General features: G+C 62.2%; 10 protein-coding genes, 1 tRNA gene and 1 pseudogene. 7 read left to right on the top strand and 5 right to left on the bottom strand.

What is annotated here, in order from left to right; translation table 11 throughout:
* Window positions 1-35: 35 nt before the first annotated feature.
* A pseudogene (locus tag ACZ51H_RS08655) lies at window positions 36-1182 on the bottom strand (IS3 family transposase).
* Window positions 1183-1342: 160 nt separating this feature from the next.
* Here ACZ51H_RS08655 and ACZ51H_RS08660 point away from each other — a divergent pair.
* Window positions 1343-2056, top strand: coding sequence for a hypothetical protein (locus ACZ51H_RS08660; protein WP_464801571.1), 714 nt, complete (start codon window positions 1343-1345; stop codon window positions 2054-2056).
* A gap of 243 nt (window positions 2057-2299) precedes the next feature.
* Here the strand turns inward: ACZ51H_RS08660 and ACZ51H_RS08665 are convergent.
* A tRNA-Thr gene (locus ACZ51H_RS08665) sits at window positions 2300-2375 on the bottom strand.
* A gap of 187 nt (window positions 2376-2562) precedes the next feature.
* On the opposite strand from ACZ51H_RS08665, the gene ACZ51H_RS08670 reads away from it, so the two are divergent.
* The 6 genes from ACZ51H_RS08670 (at window position 2563) to ACZ51H_RS08695 (ending at window position 12031) form a co-directional block, all read left to right on the top strand.
* Window positions 2563-3837: a PAS domain-containing protein gene (locus ACZ51H_RS08670; protein ID WP_460986596.1), complete on the top strand. Its 1275-nt coding sequence runs from the start codon at window positions 2563-2565 to the stop codon at window positions 3835-3837.
* Between the two features lie 175 nt (window positions 3838-4012).
* The gene (locus tag ACZ51H_RS08675) at window positions 4013-8683 is read left to right on the top strand and encodes an NAD-glutamate dehydrogenase (RefSeq protein WP_464801572.1); all 4671 of its coding nucleotides are present in this window, start codon (window positions 4013-4015) and stop codon (window positions 8681-8683) included.
* A gap of 344 nt (window positions 8684-9027) precedes the next feature.
* Complete coding sequence (locus tag ACZ51H_RS08680; protein WP_464801573.1) at window positions 9028-9666, top strand: PepSY-associated TM helix domain-containing protein; 639 nt, start codon at window positions 9028-9030, stop codon at window positions 9664-9666.
* Window positions 9667-9685: 19 nt separating this feature from the next.
* Window positions 9686-10210: a DUF2271 domain-containing protein gene (locus tag ACZ51H_RS08685; protein ID WP_464801574.1), complete on the top strand. Its 525-nt coding sequence runs from the start codon at window positions 9686-9688 to the stop codon at window positions 10208-10210.
* Window positions 10211-10220: 10 nt separating this feature from the next.
* Window positions 10221-11060, top strand: coding sequence for a DUF4198 domain-containing protein (locus tag ACZ51H_RS08690; protein ID WP_464801575.1), 840 nt, complete (start codon window positions 10221-10223; stop codon window positions 11058-11060).
* Window positions 11061-11158: 98 nt separating this feature from the next.
* Window positions 11159-12031, top strand: a complete 873-nt coding sequence (locus tag ACZ51H_RS08695) for an FAD:protein FMN transferase (RefSeq protein ID WP_464801576.1) — start codon at window positions 11159-11161, stop codon at window positions 12029-12031.
* Window positions 12032-12045: 14 nt separating this feature from the next.
* Here the strand turns inward: ACZ51H_RS08695 and ACZ51H_RS08700 are convergent, their stop codons facing one another.
* From ACZ51H_RS08700 to ACZ51H_RS08710, 3 genes are all read right to left on the bottom strand, one after another.
* A complete protein-coding gene (locus tag ACZ51H_RS08700; RefSeq protein WP_464801577.1) occupies window positions 12046-12729 on the bottom strand; it encodes a Fe2+-dependent dioxygenase in 684 nt (227 codons plus the stop codon).
* A gap of 27 nt (window positions 12730-12756) precedes the next feature.
* A complete protein-coding gene (locus tag ACZ51H_RS08705; RefSeq protein WP_464801578.1) occupies window positions 12757-13524 on the bottom strand; it encodes an energy transducer TonB in 768 nt (255 codons plus the stop codon).
* A 174-nt stretch (window positions 13525-13698) separates the two neighbouring features.
* On the bottom strand, window positions 13699-16131 hold the full coding sequence (locus tag ACZ51H_RS08710; RefSeq protein ID WP_464801579.1) for a TonB-dependent receptor: 2433 nt from the start codon (window positions 16129-16131) through the stop codon (window positions 13699-13701).
* Between the last annotated feature and the right edge of the window lie 38 nt (window positions 16132-16169).

Below are 16169 nucleotides of genomic sequence, written 5' to 3' on the forward strand. Positions count from 1 at the left end.
GACATGTAACGGTTTTGTGCCGGTCACTTATCTCATTATGCCACCTTGGCTTCGAAGGCGAGCGGGCTAATGCCGCCCAGATATGAATGGCGACGACGGGCGTTGTAGAAGCCGTTGATGTATTGGAAGATGGCAGCTTCTGCCTGCCGTCGCGTTGGCCAGCGCTGCCGCCAGATGAGTTCCGCCTTCAGGGATTTGAAGAACGTCTCGACGGAGGCATTGTCGTAACAATTACCCTTGCCGCTCATTGATGGACGCAGGCCATAGGCCTGCAGCTTTTTCTGATAATCGTAAGAACAATATTGGCTGCCGCGATCCGAATGGAAAAGGCAGCCCTCTGGTGGCTGGCGCAGGCGTACCGCCATATCCAGTGCCCTGATCGCCAAATCCTTCTTCATCCTGTCGCTGACAGCCCAGCCCACGACGCGTCGGCTATGCAGATCGAGGATGACAGCGAGGTAGAGCCATCCCTCCGACGTCCAGATATAGGTGATGTCGCCGGCCCATTTACGGTTGGGCGCATCGGCGGCGAAATCGCCGTCCAGCCAGTTTGCCGCGACACCCAGGCGATGGTGGCTGTCTGTCGTAACCTTGTGTTTGCGCGTGCGGACCGGCCTGATCCCGTTGATGTTGGCTACGCCGCCCTTCGGGTCATAAGGCGCCCGACCCGGCGCTCACCCACATCGAGCCCCACCTCTTTTAACTCCATCGTCATGCGAGGACGGCCGTAGCTGCCAAGGCTCAGCCTGTATTGTTCGCGGATATGAGCCAACACCTTCATGTCCGTCCGGTCCCGGCAACTGATCGGGCGCGAGCGCCAGGAACGATAGCCGCGTTCACTGACAAGCATGACACGGCAGAGCAGTGCAACGGGCCAGCGATGCCGCCAGCTATGCACGAAAGCGAACTTCACGGCCTTTGGCTCGCGAAGAACTGCGTGGCCTTTTTTAGGATTTCCCTCTCCTCCCGCAGCACGCGGTTCTCAAGGCGAAGCCGTTCATTCTCGCGCGCCAGATCTGCTTGCGGCGCTGAAACCAGATCACTGGGCCGATACTGCGACACCCACTTGTTCAGCGTCGATTTGCCAACCCCCAAATCCAACGCGACCCGCTCCCGCGGCAACCCACTGGTCAGCGCAATCCGCACCGCCTCCTGCTTGAACTCCTCGCTATGTTTGATCATCTCGTCGGTCTCCTTGAACGAGCTTTAAACTCTCAAGTGACCGGCACAAAACCGTTACATGTCCAATGAGCGACGGTTGGGAACCAGGGCCGCTTGCGTCAGCCTCCTGGCAGGCTTGCTATGGGATGGTGTCGGCCGGCGGATGACACCATCTCACGCTGTGAAGCAACACAAGCGTTACCGTTATTATGTCTCGCAAATCGAGAGTCATGACGATGTCTCAATCCCGGCCTGGCGGGTATCGGCGAGTGAGCTGGAGGCGCTGGTTCTGGACGAGCTCAGGACCGTGATAGCGGCAGCCGTACGGACCGCGGTTGCCGGATGCACCCTGGGGAGCGACACGATCGAGGTGGTGCGCGATAGATGCGGTGCCGCGATCGATGCTCTGTCCTCCAACAGCGCCGTCCAACAGAGACGCCATCTGCTTGACGTAGTCAGGCGCATCGACATCGGCGACGGCAGGCTCGTCATTACCTTTTCACTGGAAGCCATCGACCAGCAGCTGGCCGGTCAACAGGAGCTTGAGGTTGGGATAAATATGGTTCGCACCGGTCGTCAGACCAGAATCGTCATTCCTCCGCCCGCAACGCAATCCCCCCGGCCCAATCCATCACTGCTCAAACTGGTAGCGCAGGCCTTTGCAGCCCGGGCCGAGATGGACAAGGGAGGCAGCTTCCTGGAGGTCGCCGCGCGGCTTGGCTGCGGCCGGGAATATCTCGCCGATCTGCTGCGGACCAACTATCTGGCACCGTCGATTATCAAGGCCATTCTCGAAGGGCGCCAGCCACCTATCCTCAGCCGCAAGCAGGTGATGCAGACCAACCGCATCCCGCTGGACTGGCTAGGCCAGGAGTCGATGTTCGGGTTCAGCTGAGATTCGTCAACCGTACCAACGAGAAGCGGTGCCGATCGGCACCGCTTCTCGTTCAGCCCACGTCGTTTTCGGGTCCACCAAAAGGCCCCTTGGAGATATGGCGCCCGATTGCGCCGCCCGTACCGTTCAGAGCGGTCTCCGTTTTCCAGAGCGCATTTTGCGTGCGGGCAAGCCTCGGAAATCACGACCGATTTCCGCCCTTGGCGAGAGCGTCTCCGGTCTATGGGTATATGTAGGAGAGAATGGTGCCGCTTACGTGACTCGAACACGTGACCCCATCATTACGAATGATGTGCTCTACCAACTGAGCTAAAGCGGCGTTGGGTGGGCCAGATAACAGCGGTTGGTGCGCAGGACAAGCGGGCAATGCATCTTCGTGCACCATCTCTTCCGGGGCAAGGGGCGCGCGCGTTGCGTCAGGCCCGCCGCTTCTTCACGGCATGTTTACCATCCCATGGCAGTGTCGAGTCTCAGGAAAGCTTTTCTTCTGGATTAGGACCGACCGGATGGACACTCTGCGGGGGCAGGAAATCTCCAATGAACAGGATGATTTCGACTATGCCGATCACGAGGCGATGGAGCCGCCGTCCAGCGTAGGCTCCGACGAGCGGCGCATGCAGGTGCGCGCCTATAATTATTGGGCGTCCCTGCTGGGCGACCGCACGCTTCCGTCGATCGAGGATCTTTCGCCCGATCATCTGGAGGATTTCGGCCCCAACAGCGTCCTTCTGGATTTCAGCACCGGACTCGATAACCCGGCGGTCGTGTATCTCGGCACCGCGCTACGGCGTGAGTGCGACGTCACCGGCGCCATCCAGTTCATCAACGACGTGCCGTCGCGCTCGCTGTTGTCGCGCCTGACCGACCATTATCTGCAGATCATCGCCAACGCCGCGCCGATCGGTTTCGAAGCAGGCTTCCTCAACCAGCGCGGGTCGGAAATCCTCTATCGCGGCATCCTCATGCCCTTCTCCTCCGATGGCGAGACGATCGATTTCGTGTTCGGCGTCATCAGCTGGAAGGAACTGGCGAGCCAGGCCGTCGCCGACGAGCTGGGCCGTGAAGTCGATGCCGCCCTGCGCAGCAGCGCCGCTCCGCATGCCGTAGCACCGATCTGGGCCGATGGTCCGGCGGCGGGCGAAGATGACGACACGCTCGACCTGTCCGGCATGGAAAGCCCGGCCGAGGACGCGCCGCTCGCCGACTGGCTCGCCCTCGCCCGCGACGGCGCGGAGCAGGCCCGCACCAGCGAAGCCCGCACCCACGGCGCCCTCTACCGCGCCATTGGCCTCGCCTACGACTTCGCCCTGATGAGCGAGGCGTCACCGGAAGATTATGCCGAGATGCTGGCCGACGCCGGCATCAAGCCCCAGGCGCGCAGCCCCCTAACCGCCGTGGTGAAGCTGGTCTTCGGCTCCACCTATGACAAGACGCGCATCACCGAATATGCGACCGCGCTCGAACATGCGAAGAGCGCAGGCCTCGGCCTCGGCGCGCTTGGCGACTATCTCGGCGAATATCCCGGCGGCCTCAAGGCCCTGATCCGGGACGAGCGAGCCCAGCGCCGCTCGCTCCTACCCCCTCGCCCCGACCCCAGCCAGACCGCGCGCGCCGCGATGAAGGCCGCCGCGCCGATCGACCCTGTCGCCATTTCGACCGATGGAGACGGCCTCGCCGTCGTCATCGCCCGGCGGGAAGCGGACGGCACTCTGGCGATAGTCGGCGCCCTTCCCGATGGATCGGACCTTGGTCAGCGGGTGATCGTCGCGGCGGCCGCCTAACCGAACGACAACGCTCATTATATTTCGACGGCCAGTAACTTTATTTCATTTCTCCAATTGAGCCTCACCGGGCGCTAGCGCATAACAAGGCGAGCCGGGGAGTCGCGTGACAACATGCCAGCGTCGTCCCCGTTCAGGGAAAGCGGCATACAGCCGCAGCGGGAAGAGGTTACGCATGACGGCATTGTCCGAGCCGAAGACCGGCCGAGTAAACGTATCGATCCGCAAGGCGCTTGAGGCAGCGCTTGAAAGGGGCGCACTCCCAGGCGAAAGCGAGGATTTCGATCATGAGGCAGCGGTAACCGCAGCCGCCTTCCTCGGCCGCGCCGCCGACGTCCGCAAATCGGGCCAGCTTGCCATTTCCATCGAAACGCTCGGCGAAGGCGCGACCGGCCGCTACATGCGGATCGCCATCGTCAATGACGACATGCCCTTCCTGGTGGACTCGATCGCCAATGCGCTGGCATCGCATGACGTCACCATCTACCGCCTGCTCCACCCGGTCCTCTCGATCGACCGCAGCGAAGCGGGCAAGCTGACCGCCATTCTGGACGACGAAGCCCCCGGCGCCCGCCGCGAATCCATGATCTATATCGAGGCGGATCGCGCCGACGCGAAGGGCCGCCGCGCGCTGGAAAAATCGCTGCGCCAGACGCTGACCGATGTCCGCGCCGCGGTTGCCGACTGGCCGAAGATGCGCGACGCCATGAGCCGGGATGCGGACGCCATCCCCGACGGTGAAGGGGCCGCACTCCTTCGCTGGTTCCTCGCGCGCCACTTCACGCAAACGGGCCACGAACGCCGCCTGCGCAATGGCAAGGCGGAAGATCAGCTGGGCATCTGCACGCTGGATGACACGCCGCTGCTCGCGCCCGCTTCGCTCGAAGCGGCCTTCACCTGGTTTGAAGAGGGCAAGCGCAACCCGCTCATCATCAAATCGAACAAGCTCTCCCGCGTCCATCGCGCCGTCCTGCTCGACCTCATCATCGTGCCAGTGCGGGAAGGGAAAAAGCTGGTCGCTCTCTCGATCCACGCGGGCATGTGGACCAGCGCGGCGCTGTCGGCCAGTCCCGACAAGGTGCCGCTGCTCCGTTCCGCCCTTTCCGCCCTGATGGACAAGTTCGGCTTCGATCCCGGCGGCCATGCGGGCAAAGTGCTCGTTCACGCGCTCACCGCCCTGCCGCACGACATATTGATCGGCTTCGATCATGAAACGCTGGAACGGCTCGCGCTCACCTTCATGTCGCTGACCGACCGGCCGCGTCCAAAGCTGGCGCTCGGCACCAGCGCCCTCCCCCGCCATCTCTATGCCTTCGCCTGGCTGCCGCGCGACGAACTGACCACCGCCCGCCGCCTTGCCGTGCAGGATATGCTCTCGCAGGCCGCCCATGCGCCCGTGCTCAGCTGGTCGATCGCGCTTGAGGAAAGCGGCCTTGCGCTGCTGCGCATCACGCTCGACCTGCGCGATGGTGGCGTGGTGCCTGACGAAGTTTCGCTCGACCGCCAGTTGAAGCAGATGGTGCGCGGCTGGCTGCCCGCCGTCGAGGAAGCGCTGGCCGAAACCGAAGAGCCCGGCCGCGCCGCCGCGCTTGCCCAACGCTATGCGCCCGGCTTTCCCATGGCCTATCGCAACGGCGCCGGCCCGGCCGAGGCAGCGATCGACATCCGCTTGCTCCACGGTCTTGGCGGCCCCGGCGACAAATCGATCCGCATCTACCGCAACGGCGAGGACACGCCCGAGCAGCTGCGTCTGAAGCTCTACAGCCACGATGTGATCGCCCTGTCGGAAGTCGTTCCGGCGTTCGAGAATTTCGGTTTTCGCGTCATCGATGAAATGACGACGGCGGTCGATGGCGGCGCGCAGGGCCACGTCCAGCGCTTCGTCCTTGAACTCCCCACGGGCGGCAGTGGCGAGGCAGTCGTCGCTCGCGCCGCCATAGTGACCGAAGCGATCGCGCAGGTGCTGGAAGGCCGCGCCGAAAATGACCGGTTCAACGAACTGATCGTGACGGCAGGGCTCGCGCCCCGCGCCGTCGTGCTGTTCCGCGCGCTCTTCCGCTATCTGCGTCAGACCGGCATGGCCTATGGCATGGCGACCTTCGCCGAAACGCTGCGCCGGGAACAGGAGATTGCGCGCCAACTCATCACCCTGTTCGAAGCTCTGCATGACCCCGCCGCAAAGGACGGCCCGACCCGCGCCGAACAGGCACAGGCCGCCATCAACGCGGGCCTCGAAAAGGTCAGCGCGATCGACGAGGACCGGGTGCTGCGCCTGCTGCGCGCCGTCATCACGGCTACCCTGCGCACCAATTTCTTCAGCAACGCCGCCGCCGAAGCGCTCGCCTTCAAACTCGACAGCGCGCAGGTACCCGGCCTGCCCGCACCACTGCCATGGCGCGAAATCTGGGTCTACTCCCCCCGCGTGGAGGGCATTCACCTGCGCGCGGGGCCGATCGCACGCGGCGGCCTGCGCTGGTCCGACCGGCGCGACGATTTCCGCACGGAAATTCTCGGCCTCATGAAGGCCCAGCGGGTGAAGAACGCCGTCATCGTGCCGACCGGCGCAAAGGGCGGCTTCTATCCCAAGCAGCTTCCCAACCCGCAGGTCGATCGCGACGCATGGATGGCGGAGGGCACCGAAAGCTACCGCATCTTCATCCGCGCGCTGCTGTCGGTCACCGACAATATCGTGAAGGGCAAGGTCCGCCACCCCGCGCAAACCGTCATTCACGATGGCGACGATCCCTATTTCGTGGTCGCGGCGGACAAGGGCACGGCCACCTTCAGCGACGTCGCCAACGCGATCGCGCTGGATCGCGACTTCTGGCTGGGCGATGCCTTCGCCAGCGGCGGATCACATGGCTATGATCATAAGGCGATGGGCATCACCGCGCGCGGCGCGTGGATCAGCGTCCGGCGGCACTTCGCCGAAATGGGCATCGATGTGCAAAGCGAGCCGGTCAGTGTCGTCGGCTGCGGTGACATGTCGGGCGACGTATTCGGCAACGGCATGCTGCTGTCCAAATCGATCCGGCTGCTCGCCGCCTTCGACCACCGCCACATCTTCCTCGATCCGGACCCCGATCCGGCGAAGAGCTGGAAGGAACGCGACCGCCTGTTCCAATTGCCCCGGTCCAGCTGGGATGATTATGACAAATCGCTGATCTCAAAAGGCGGCGGCGTCTATCCCCGCACCTTGAAGAGTATCCCGCTAAGCGCTCAGGTTCAGGCGATGCTGGGCGTCACGGAAACCGAAATGGAACCGGCGGCTCTCGTCAGCGCCATACTCAAGAGCCCTGCTGACCTGTTGTGGTTCGGCGGCATCGGCACCTATGTGAAGTCCGCTGCGCAAAGCCATGGCGATGTGGGCGATCCCGCCAATGACCGCTTGCGCGTCAATGCGGAGGATCTGCGCGTCAAGGTCGTCGGTGAAGGCGCCAATCTCGGCGTCACCCAGGCTGCGCGCATCGTCTTTTCGCTTCGCGGGGGCCGCATCAACACGGACTTCATCGACAATTCGGCGGGCGTCGATTGTTCGGACAATGAAGTGAACATCAAGATCGCGCTCAACCAGGAAATGGCGGAAGGCCGTCTGGCCTTCGACGCGCGCAACAAACTGCTCGAAAGCATGACCGATGCCGTGGCCGACATCGTGCTGGAGGATAACCGCCTTCAGGTGCTGGGCCTGTCCATCGCCGAATCCGGTGGAACGGCGGACCTCGCCAGCTATGTCCGGCTGATCGAAACCTTCGAGGAAAGCGGGCGGCTCGACCGGCAGGTGGAGGGTCTTGCCGCCAATGACATGCTGCTTCGGCGTGGACAGGATGGCCTTGGCCTTACCCGTCCCGAACTGGCCGTCCTCCTCTCCACGGCCAAGCTCGCGCTACAGGATGCCATCGAACAGGGGCAACTTGCCCTCGACCCCAGCATGGGTCCGGAACTCGCCGCGGCCTTCCCGCCCGCCATGCAAAAGAAGGAGGCGGACGCCATTGCCGCCCACGCTCTTGCAAAGGAAATCGTCGCGACCAAAGTCGCCAACCGCATCGTCAATCGCCTCGGCCTCATCCACCCCTTCGAACTCGCCGAAGAGGAAGGCTGCTCGCTCGCCGATCTGGCCAGCGCCTTCCTGATTGCGGAGCGTCTCTATGACATCGGCACGCTCTGGGCCGACATCGACGCCGCCGTTATGTCGGAGGCGGCGCGCCTCGCCCTGTTCGCCGACGTCGCCAATGGCGTACGGATACAGATTGCCGACATTTTGCGCAGCCTTCCGACCGGAACGCTGCCCGGCGCCGGTCACGCCCTGCTTGCCAGCGGCGTCGAAAAGCTGGCCCGCGATGTCGATGACCTCCTCACCAGCGAAGCCCTGCGCCGCACCAATGCCGTCATCGACCGCCTCCTCGCACTGGGCGCGCCAGAGGATCTCGTGCGCCGCACCGCCGGTCTGTTCAAGCTGGACGGCGCCGTCGGCATCGCCGCGCTTGCGGTGCGGCTAAAGGTCGATGAAGTCGCCCTTACCCGCGCCTTCACCCATCTGGGCGAAACGGTCGGCATCGACTGGGTGCAGTCAACCGCCGCCCGCATGGCCCCCAGCGACCCATGGGAAAGGCTGCTCATCTCCGGCGTCGCCCGCGACATGCAGCAGGTCCGCCTGGACTTCCTGGAACAGGGCGGCAAATCCAACGGCAAGGACATCCTTGCCCATGTCGACGCATGGCTCGCCGACAAGCAGCCCCGCATCACCCAATTCCGCGCCCTGGTCCACCGCGCCAAGGCGGCTGCGGCACCCAACGTAGCGATGCTCGCCGAAATAGCGGGGCAAGCAAGGGGGCTATTGGGGCGCTAATAGCGCCCCCCCTCAACAGCATTTCATCCCAGCCTCTACCGTCATCCCAGCGAAAGCTGGGATCTCGTGCCCCGCCACGCGCCCTAGAGCTTCGTGCTTTATATCGGCTCCACCCCTATTAATGCCGTTCGCCCTGAGCCTGTCGAAGGGTTCTACTTCTTTTTAGGAAGATGAGGGCTTCGACAAGCTCAGCCCGAACGGGGCTGGGCGATTCAGATTAAAGGCCCGATGCCCTATCCCGCCCCAACCCCTACACTTTAATACAATTTCCTCCCTCTCGACGTTTGCAATTGCGAGTCGTTCGCGTTATCCGGTCCACCTCATCATCAGGACCGACCCTCCCAATGCACGCCCCTGCCCGCCTCCAGCCCAAGAAAAAGAAGAAGACCTTCTGGCTGAAGCAACTGCACAGCTGGCACTGGATCAGTTCCGCGATCAGCCTGATCGGCCTCCTGCTCTTCGCTTTCACCGGCATCACCCTCAACCACGCCGCCGATGTCGAAGCCTCACCGCAGACCATCGAACAGTCCGCGACCCTCCCCGCCCCGCTCCTGAAACAAGTCGCTCCCGACAATCGCCCCGACAGCAAAAAGCCGCTCCCCGCGCCCATCGCCACCTGGGTCGAAAAGGAAATCGGCACTCGCGCAGCGGGCGAAGCTGAATGGTCCGCCGACGAAATCTACCTCGCCCTCCCCCGCCCCGGCGGCGACGGCTGGGTCTCCATCGACCGGCAGAGCGGCGCAGTGACCAGCGAAAGCACCAGCCGCGGCTGGATCAGCTATTTGAACGACCTCCACAAGGGCCGCAACACCGGCACCGTCTGGAAATGGTTCATCGACATCTTCGCCGTCGCTTGTTTCGTTTTCGCAATGACCGGCCTCCTCCTCCTACAGCTCCACGCCGCCAAGCGCCCCAGCACCTGGCCCATCGTCGGGGCAGGCCTCATCATCCCAACCGTTTTAATTCTCCTTTTCCTTCATTAATTCAGGGGACCAGCAGCACATGCAAAGCCGCTACAAACTCATCCTCGGCAGCAGCGCCGCCTTCGGCGCCGCGGCAATCCCCGCCACTGCCCAGACGCTCAACGTCAACGTCACCATCCCGCGCCTCTCCGTCGCCGAATATCACCGCCCCTACGTCGCCATCTGGCTGGAAAAGGAAGGCGCCACTCCCCGCACCCTGTCGGTCTGGTATGATGTCGATAAGGCGAAGGGCGAAGGCACCAAATGGCTCCGCGACCTGCGCCAATGGTGGCGCGTCTCCGGCCGATCGCTGAAAGTCCCCGCCGACGGCATCACCGGAGCAACCCGCGCTCCGGGTGACCAGAAGGTCGCCTTCTCGCCAGGCAAAGGCCCGCTCGGGCAACTCGCACCCGGCAACTACACGCTGGTCGTAGAGGCGGCGCGCGAAGTCGGCGGCCGCGAACTGCTACGCTTGCCTTTCAGCTGGCCAGCAAAGCCAGGCACCGTGGTCCGCGCAAAGGGCAACAATGAATTGGGGCAGGTCAGCCTCAGCGTCAGCAAATAAGGGGACTGTCATGAAAGCCAAATATCTGATCGCAGCAACCCTCGCCGCGCTGATGACCACCAGCGCTGCCCAGGCCCACCGCCAGTGGATGCTCCCGTCCTCGACAACCCTGTCCGGAACGGACAGCTGGGTCACCGTTGACGCGGCGGTCTCAAACGACCTCTTCTACTTCGAACATATGCCCATGCGTACCGACACGGTTGCAGTGACGCAGCCCGATGGCTCGGCTGGCCAAATAGAAAACGCCGCGACCGGCAAGTATCGCTCCACCTTCGATGTTCACCTGACGCAGCCCGGCACATACCGCGTCGCCAGCGTCTCGACCGGAATCATGGGCAGCTACACCCTCAACGGCGAAGTAAAGCGCCTGCCCCGGGGCACGACCAAGGAGAAATTGGCCGAAGCAATCCCGGCCGGAGCCACCAACGTCCAGACGGTCGAAGCCACCAACCGAAACGAGATCTTCCTGACACTGGGCGCGCCTACCACTACCATATTCAAGCCGACCGGCGTTGGCATCGAATTGGTGCCCGTCACGCATCCGAATGATTTGGTGGCAGGCGAAGCGGCGACCTTCCAGTTTCTCCTCGATGGAAAGCCCGCTACGGATCTCAAGGTAACGATAATCCCCGGCGGTATTCGCTACCGTGACACCTTAGGCCAGCAGGATCTGGTCACCGGCAAGGACGGAAAAGTTTCGATCAGCTGGCCGCAGCCTGGCATGTACTGGCTGAACGCCACAGTCGGTGGAAATCGCGAAGGCGGCGAAGGCGCTCAGGCGACGTCGCCCGCTACTCCGGCACCACGCCGCGCATCCTATGTCACCACCTTGGAAGTGCTGGCCCCCTGACCGGCGTTCGCATCGCCATTCCTGACATGCCGCCCCCGCAGCTCCCGTCGGCTCAGCGGGGCGGATCGGGATATATTACAGAGCTTTCCGGACCGACCATGGGCACAAGCTGGTCGGCTCGGATCGTCGACGCTCCGCCCGACTGCGCGAACGCAATCGATGACGCACTTTCTCGCGTCATCGCCCAGATGAGCAACTGGGAAGCACATTCCGACATCAGCCGCTTCAATGCACTGCCGATCGGGACTTGGGCAACGCTTCCCTCCGATATGATGACGGTGCTAAAAGCCGGGTTGACCATGGCTCGCCTATCCGGCGGCGCATTTGACCCAGCGATCGGACAGATAGTCGAACGCTGGGGCTTCGGCCCATCGGGCCTAACAGGTCCGGAAATAGTGCCTGCGCATCCTGCATCCTGGACCATGGTCGAGATCGCGGATCAGAGCGCCCGCCGCCTTGCTGACGTGAAGTTGGACTTTTCCGGCATCGCAAAGGGTTTCGCAGTCGATGCGGTTTCGGAAGGTCTCCGCGATCTGGGCGCTCGCCATTTTCTGGTCGAGATCGGCGGGGAATTGCGTGGCGATGGCTTCAAGCCCGATCATCAGCCCTGGTGGGTTGATGTAGAGGCGCCGCCGGGTCTCGCAGTGCCTACCCTCCGCATCGCCTTGTGCGGCCTGTCTGTAGCTACGTCCGGCGACTATGTGCGCTTCCAGACCAAGGACGGTGCGAACCTGTCTCACAGCATCGATCCGGCAACGGGCAGACCCATCACCAATGATGTCGCGTCTGTCACGGTCCTGCACGAAAGCGCCATGCTGGCCGATGCCTGGGCGACAGCCATCACGATCTTGGGGCATGAACGCGGCATGGCGTTGGCGACACGTCTCGATGTTGCCGCACGCCTTATTCTCCGCACCGAAGACGGCGCCAAGGAATATATAACGCCTGCCCTAGCCTCGATGCTCGATTAGGCAAGCCAGCCGTTTCAGGCGTCTGCCCACCGCCGTAGCAGATTGTGATAGACGCCCGTCAAGCGGATCACCTGGGCATTGTCATGGCCAAGATCGACCGCCAGAGCCTGTATGCTGCTGTCCAGGTCGAACATCATCTGACGCGCAGCATCGTCCCGCACCATTGACTGCAGCCAGAAAAAGCTGGCGATCCGTCGCCCACGCGTGACCGGCTCCACACGATGGAGCGACGACGAAGGGTACAAAACCGCATGGCCCACCGGTAGCTTCACCCGCTGCACGCCGAAGTTCGTCTCGACGGTCAATTCGCCGCCATCATAGCTTTGTGGGTCTTCGAGGAAGATCGTAATCGAGAGATCAGACCTGACTCTTAAGCCGGTGCCTGCCTGCACCCGGACGGCATTATCCACATGCACGCCGAACGCCTGCCCGCCTTCATAACTGTTGAACAGCGGCGGGAATATCTTGAGCGGGAGTGCAGCAGCGATAAGTAGTGGCGAGCGTCCCAATGCTTCTAAAATGATTTGCCCCGCCTGCCGCGCCTCGGGCGCGTCCTCGGGAAGCTGCATGTTGCGCTTGGCAAGTGCCGACTGATGACCTGAGGTCACATTGCCATCGATCCATTGCGCAGCGTCGATGAGCGTCCGGACGCGCTGCACAGTGGCAGGATCGAGCAAGTCGGGGATAACGGTCAGCATATCGGAAACTCTATCAGTGCCGGTTGTTCACGTATCTGCGCTGCGCAGGACGAAGGGGATTTCAACGACGCCCTTAACCCGCACCGGCTGGCCGTCCCGGACCATCGGCTTCCACCGCCAGCTTCGCACCGCTTCGCGCGCCGCAGCGTCCAGACGGGAAAAGCCGCTGCTCTGTGCTATAGTCAGACTTTCAACGGCGCCATCAACGCCCAGCGTCAGAGACAGAATGACGGTTCCCTGTTCACGCTTGCGACGGCTTTCGATCGGGTAGCGCGGCGGCTTGCCCGCCACCATCTGCGTCGCTAGGTCGCCCCCCTGAACGGTACTCGGCGAGGCAGGAACCGTCGGCGCGGCAAGCACAGGCGCCCGGATTACAACAGGCGTTGGAGGGACCGGGACCGGAAAAGGATCAGGCGCAGTAGCGATCGGCGCCGGCGGAACTGGCACTTGAACCAGCGGCGGAGGCGCCACTAACGGAGGCGCAGATGGCGGAGGCGGTGGCGTCTCCGCAGCGGGTGGCGGTGGAGGCGGCATCAAGTTCACGACCGACAGGCGGGCTTCGCGGACGTGCTGAATATGTTGTCGGGCGTGAATGAGCGCGAAGATCAAAACACCGTGAATGAGGATGATGAGCAAGATCGTGGGCAAATTGATCTGGCGTCGTTCACCATAGCGCGAAGCATCGGCTGCCGGAACCTCCGGCACCTGGCTGCTGGGAGATGGTGTCGGGCTAAGTGGCGGAGAAACGGAAGATGCAGCATCATCTGCAATGTACCGCTCCGCTGCATCGAACATGCCACTTTCCCTTTCACGGCGATTCCCCGCAGAACAGGCACATAACGCCGGTCCTAATGCGAATCAATCGCACCCCTCTTATTTCTTCAGCAAGGGGCGGATGGCGATCCGAGGAGGAGTGCATCGCCATCCGCCTTTCCCCCGGCAAGGGACGATGCCGGGGGAGGGTGGTCATTAGAAAGTGTAGTTCAGGCTCAGCACTGCGGATCGGGTCGCTGTGGGCTGCGCCCAGCTGCCGTTCACATTGTTGCGCACAGTCGTCACATACTTCTCGTTGGTGAAGTTCTGGACGTTGAGCTGCGCCTTAAGATTTTCGGTGATCGGGTAGTTCGCCATGAACCGATGGATGGTGTAGCTCGGCACATGATAGCCGACATAGTTGCCTGCCACGAGCTGCGCCAGCGTCGGCTGGTTCAGCAGGAACTTACCCTGGTAGGTTATGCCGTAACCCAGTTCCAGACCGAAGCCGAAGCGATAGGTGGTGAACAGGCTGCCTGAATGCTTGGGAGTATTCGTAAGCGAATAGCCACGAGTGGGATCAAGGAAATCGGCGTTGTTGGCGCAATTGCCTGCCGTCGTGCTGGTCGATCCCGGATTGTCGAGGCAGAAGTCGGACACGCCCTGCCGGATCTTGCTCTTCAGATACATGTAGTTAGCGGAAATCGTCCAGTTGCTGGTGATATTGCCCGATGCGCCCAACGAAATGCCCTCGACCCGCTGGTGACCATCGGTCGCCTGATCGGGAAGGAGGACATTGCCCGACACCACCTTGATCTGGTTACGATCGTTGCGGAAGGCCGCAGCGGTCAGCAGCAGTTTGGCGTCGAACAGGTCAGCCTTGACGCCGATCTCGTAGTTCTTGGTCGTTTCCGGCTTCACGTTGCAGGTCCCGCCCCCGGTGCCCGTGTCGATGGCGCAGGAGCCGTCAACCGACGCCTTCGAAGGCAGCTTCGAATTGCCATAGGCGACATAGAGGCTGGTATTGGACGTGGGCTTCACGACCAGACCAACCCGATAGGACAAGAGGTTATCGTCAAATTTCGCCGGGGCCGATACGCCGGTCGGGTTACCCAGGGTGGCAGAACCAGCAACCGTATCGAAGCTAACGTTCTTGCTGCTTCCCTTCACCTTCTCATAACGGATACCGCCGTTGAGTTCGAGCCAATCCGTGAACTTCATCGCATCGAACAGATAGGCGGCGTAACTTGTCTGCTCACCCAACGCCCTCGTCGCCCGGATGAAGTTGATGGGGCCGACATAGTTGTTGCTGCCATAGACGAAGCCTGCCGGACCCTGCACCACTTCACCGGGGTTGGAGATGCTGACGAGCGGATAGGAGGTCGCGAACGGGTTTGTGCCATCGGCCGCACGCAGGCTGTTTCCGGCAAGCTGGTTATATTTTTCCCACAATGCAGACGCACCGAGGACCAGCGTGTGTTCAATCCCGCCCGTCGCGAAATCTGCGCTGAGATCAATCTGGTTATAGGCAGTTTCGTTGTTGATGAAGCGTGTATTGCCTCGCCCGTTGCCGCGGTTTGGCATGAAATAGCCGGGGGCGACCGTTGCCGCACAAGCGGATCCATCAGGTTGTACGCCCGAAGACAGGCAGAAGTCGCCTGTCGGCTGGCTGGTGATGGTATTCTGGCTGATCTTTTCATATCGCGTCAGGTTACGCACCTTCAAGCTGTCGCTGAACGCATGGCTGAAGATCGCCTGCAACGACTTGGTCTTGCTGTCCTGCTTGTCGATATTGGCAAAGCCATAATAGCCCGAGCGGTCAAACTCATCCAAGATGCCACCCTGCGCCGGATAATAGCGCAGCCCATATTGCGGCATCGCATCGTCATCCAGATACTCGCCCTGCAAGGTCAGGCTGGTCGGACTGTCGATGCCGATCGTGATCGCAGGCGCGATGCCCCAGCGCTTGTAATTTTCGACGTCGCGGCCAGGCACGTCATTTTCATGATACACCGCGTTGATGCGCACCGCGATCAGGTCGTTGATGCGCTTGTTCGCATCCACCGTCGCACGGTAATAATTGTCGGTGCCGATCCCCGCGTTCAGGATCGTCTGGTCATCCGCCAGCGGCCGCTTGGTCACGAGGTTAATCGTACCCGCAACCGAACCGCCGCCGTTCATCACGGAGTTCGCTCCGTTGGTGACTTCGACCTGCTCGATATTATAGACTTCGTTGCGGTTCAGGAATGCGCCCGATCGGACGCCGTCGACGGTAACGTCGTTCTTCGCGTCCTGACCGCGCATGATGATGCGGTCGCCATAACCAAAACCGCCCTCGCCAGCACCGAAGGTGATGCCTGGCACGGTCGACAGCACGTCACGCAGGGTGAGCAGATTCTGCTGTTGAATCGTTTCCTTGTTGATCACTGTGATCGTCTGGGGCGTGTCCAGCAACGGACGCACATATTTGGGGGACTCCGCGCGTTCAACCTTGATCTCCGAGGCATCGATTGCGGTGTCCGTCACAGTCATCCCGCCCAGCTTGGGTGCGGGTGTACCGTCTTGCGCGTGGGCGGCCGAAGCAAAGGCGATTGCGCTCACGCAGCCAAGCGCCAGGAAGGACGGGATCGATTTGGAACTGCTGGACATCAAACGAAAACCCCTTTTCTCACTAATCGTCAGGGGCC

Source organism: Sphingobium sp. TomMM15 (genome assembly GCF_055397045.1).

Excerpts from the sequence above, each read along its gene's own strand:
- ACZ51H_RS08680 (WP_464801573.1), top strand. The coding sequence starts at position 9,028 with ATGCACGCCCCTGCCCGCCTCCAGCCCAAGAAAAAGAAGAAGACCTTC.
- ACZ51H_RS08700 (WP_464801577.1), bottom strand. The coding sequence starts at position 12,729 with ATGCTGACCGTTATCCCCGACTTGCTCGATCCTGCCACTGTGCAGCGC.
- ACZ51H_RS08675 (WP_464801572.1), top strand. The coding sequence starts at position 4,013 with ATGACGGCATTGTCCGAGCCGAAGACCGGCCGAGTAAACGTATCGATC.
- ACZ51H_RS08670 (WP_460986596.1), top strand. The coding sequence starts at position 2,563 with ATGGACACTCTGCGGGGGCAGGAAATCTCCAATGAACAGGATGATTTC.
- ACZ51H_RS08710 (WP_464801579.1), bottom strand. The coding sequence starts at position 16,131 with ATGTCCAGCAGTTCCAAATCGATCCCGTCCTTCCTGGCGCTTGGCTGC.
- ACZ51H_RS08690 (WP_464801575.1), top strand. The coding sequence starts at position 10,221 with ATGAAAGCCAAATATCTGATCGCAGCAACCCTCGCCGCGCTGATGACC.
- ACZ51H_RS08685 (WP_464801574.1), top strand. The coding sequence starts at position 9,686 with ATGCAAAGCCGCTACAAACTCATCCTCGGCAGCAGCGCCGCCTTCGGC.
- ACZ51H_RS08705 (WP_464801578.1), bottom strand. The coding sequence starts at position 13,524 with ATGTTCGATGCAGCGGAGCGGTACATTGCAGATGATGCTGCATCTTCC.
- ACZ51H_RS08695 (WP_464801576.1), top strand. The coding sequence starts at position 11,159 with ATGGGCACAAGCTGGTCGGCTCGGATCGTCGACGCTCCGCCCGACTGC.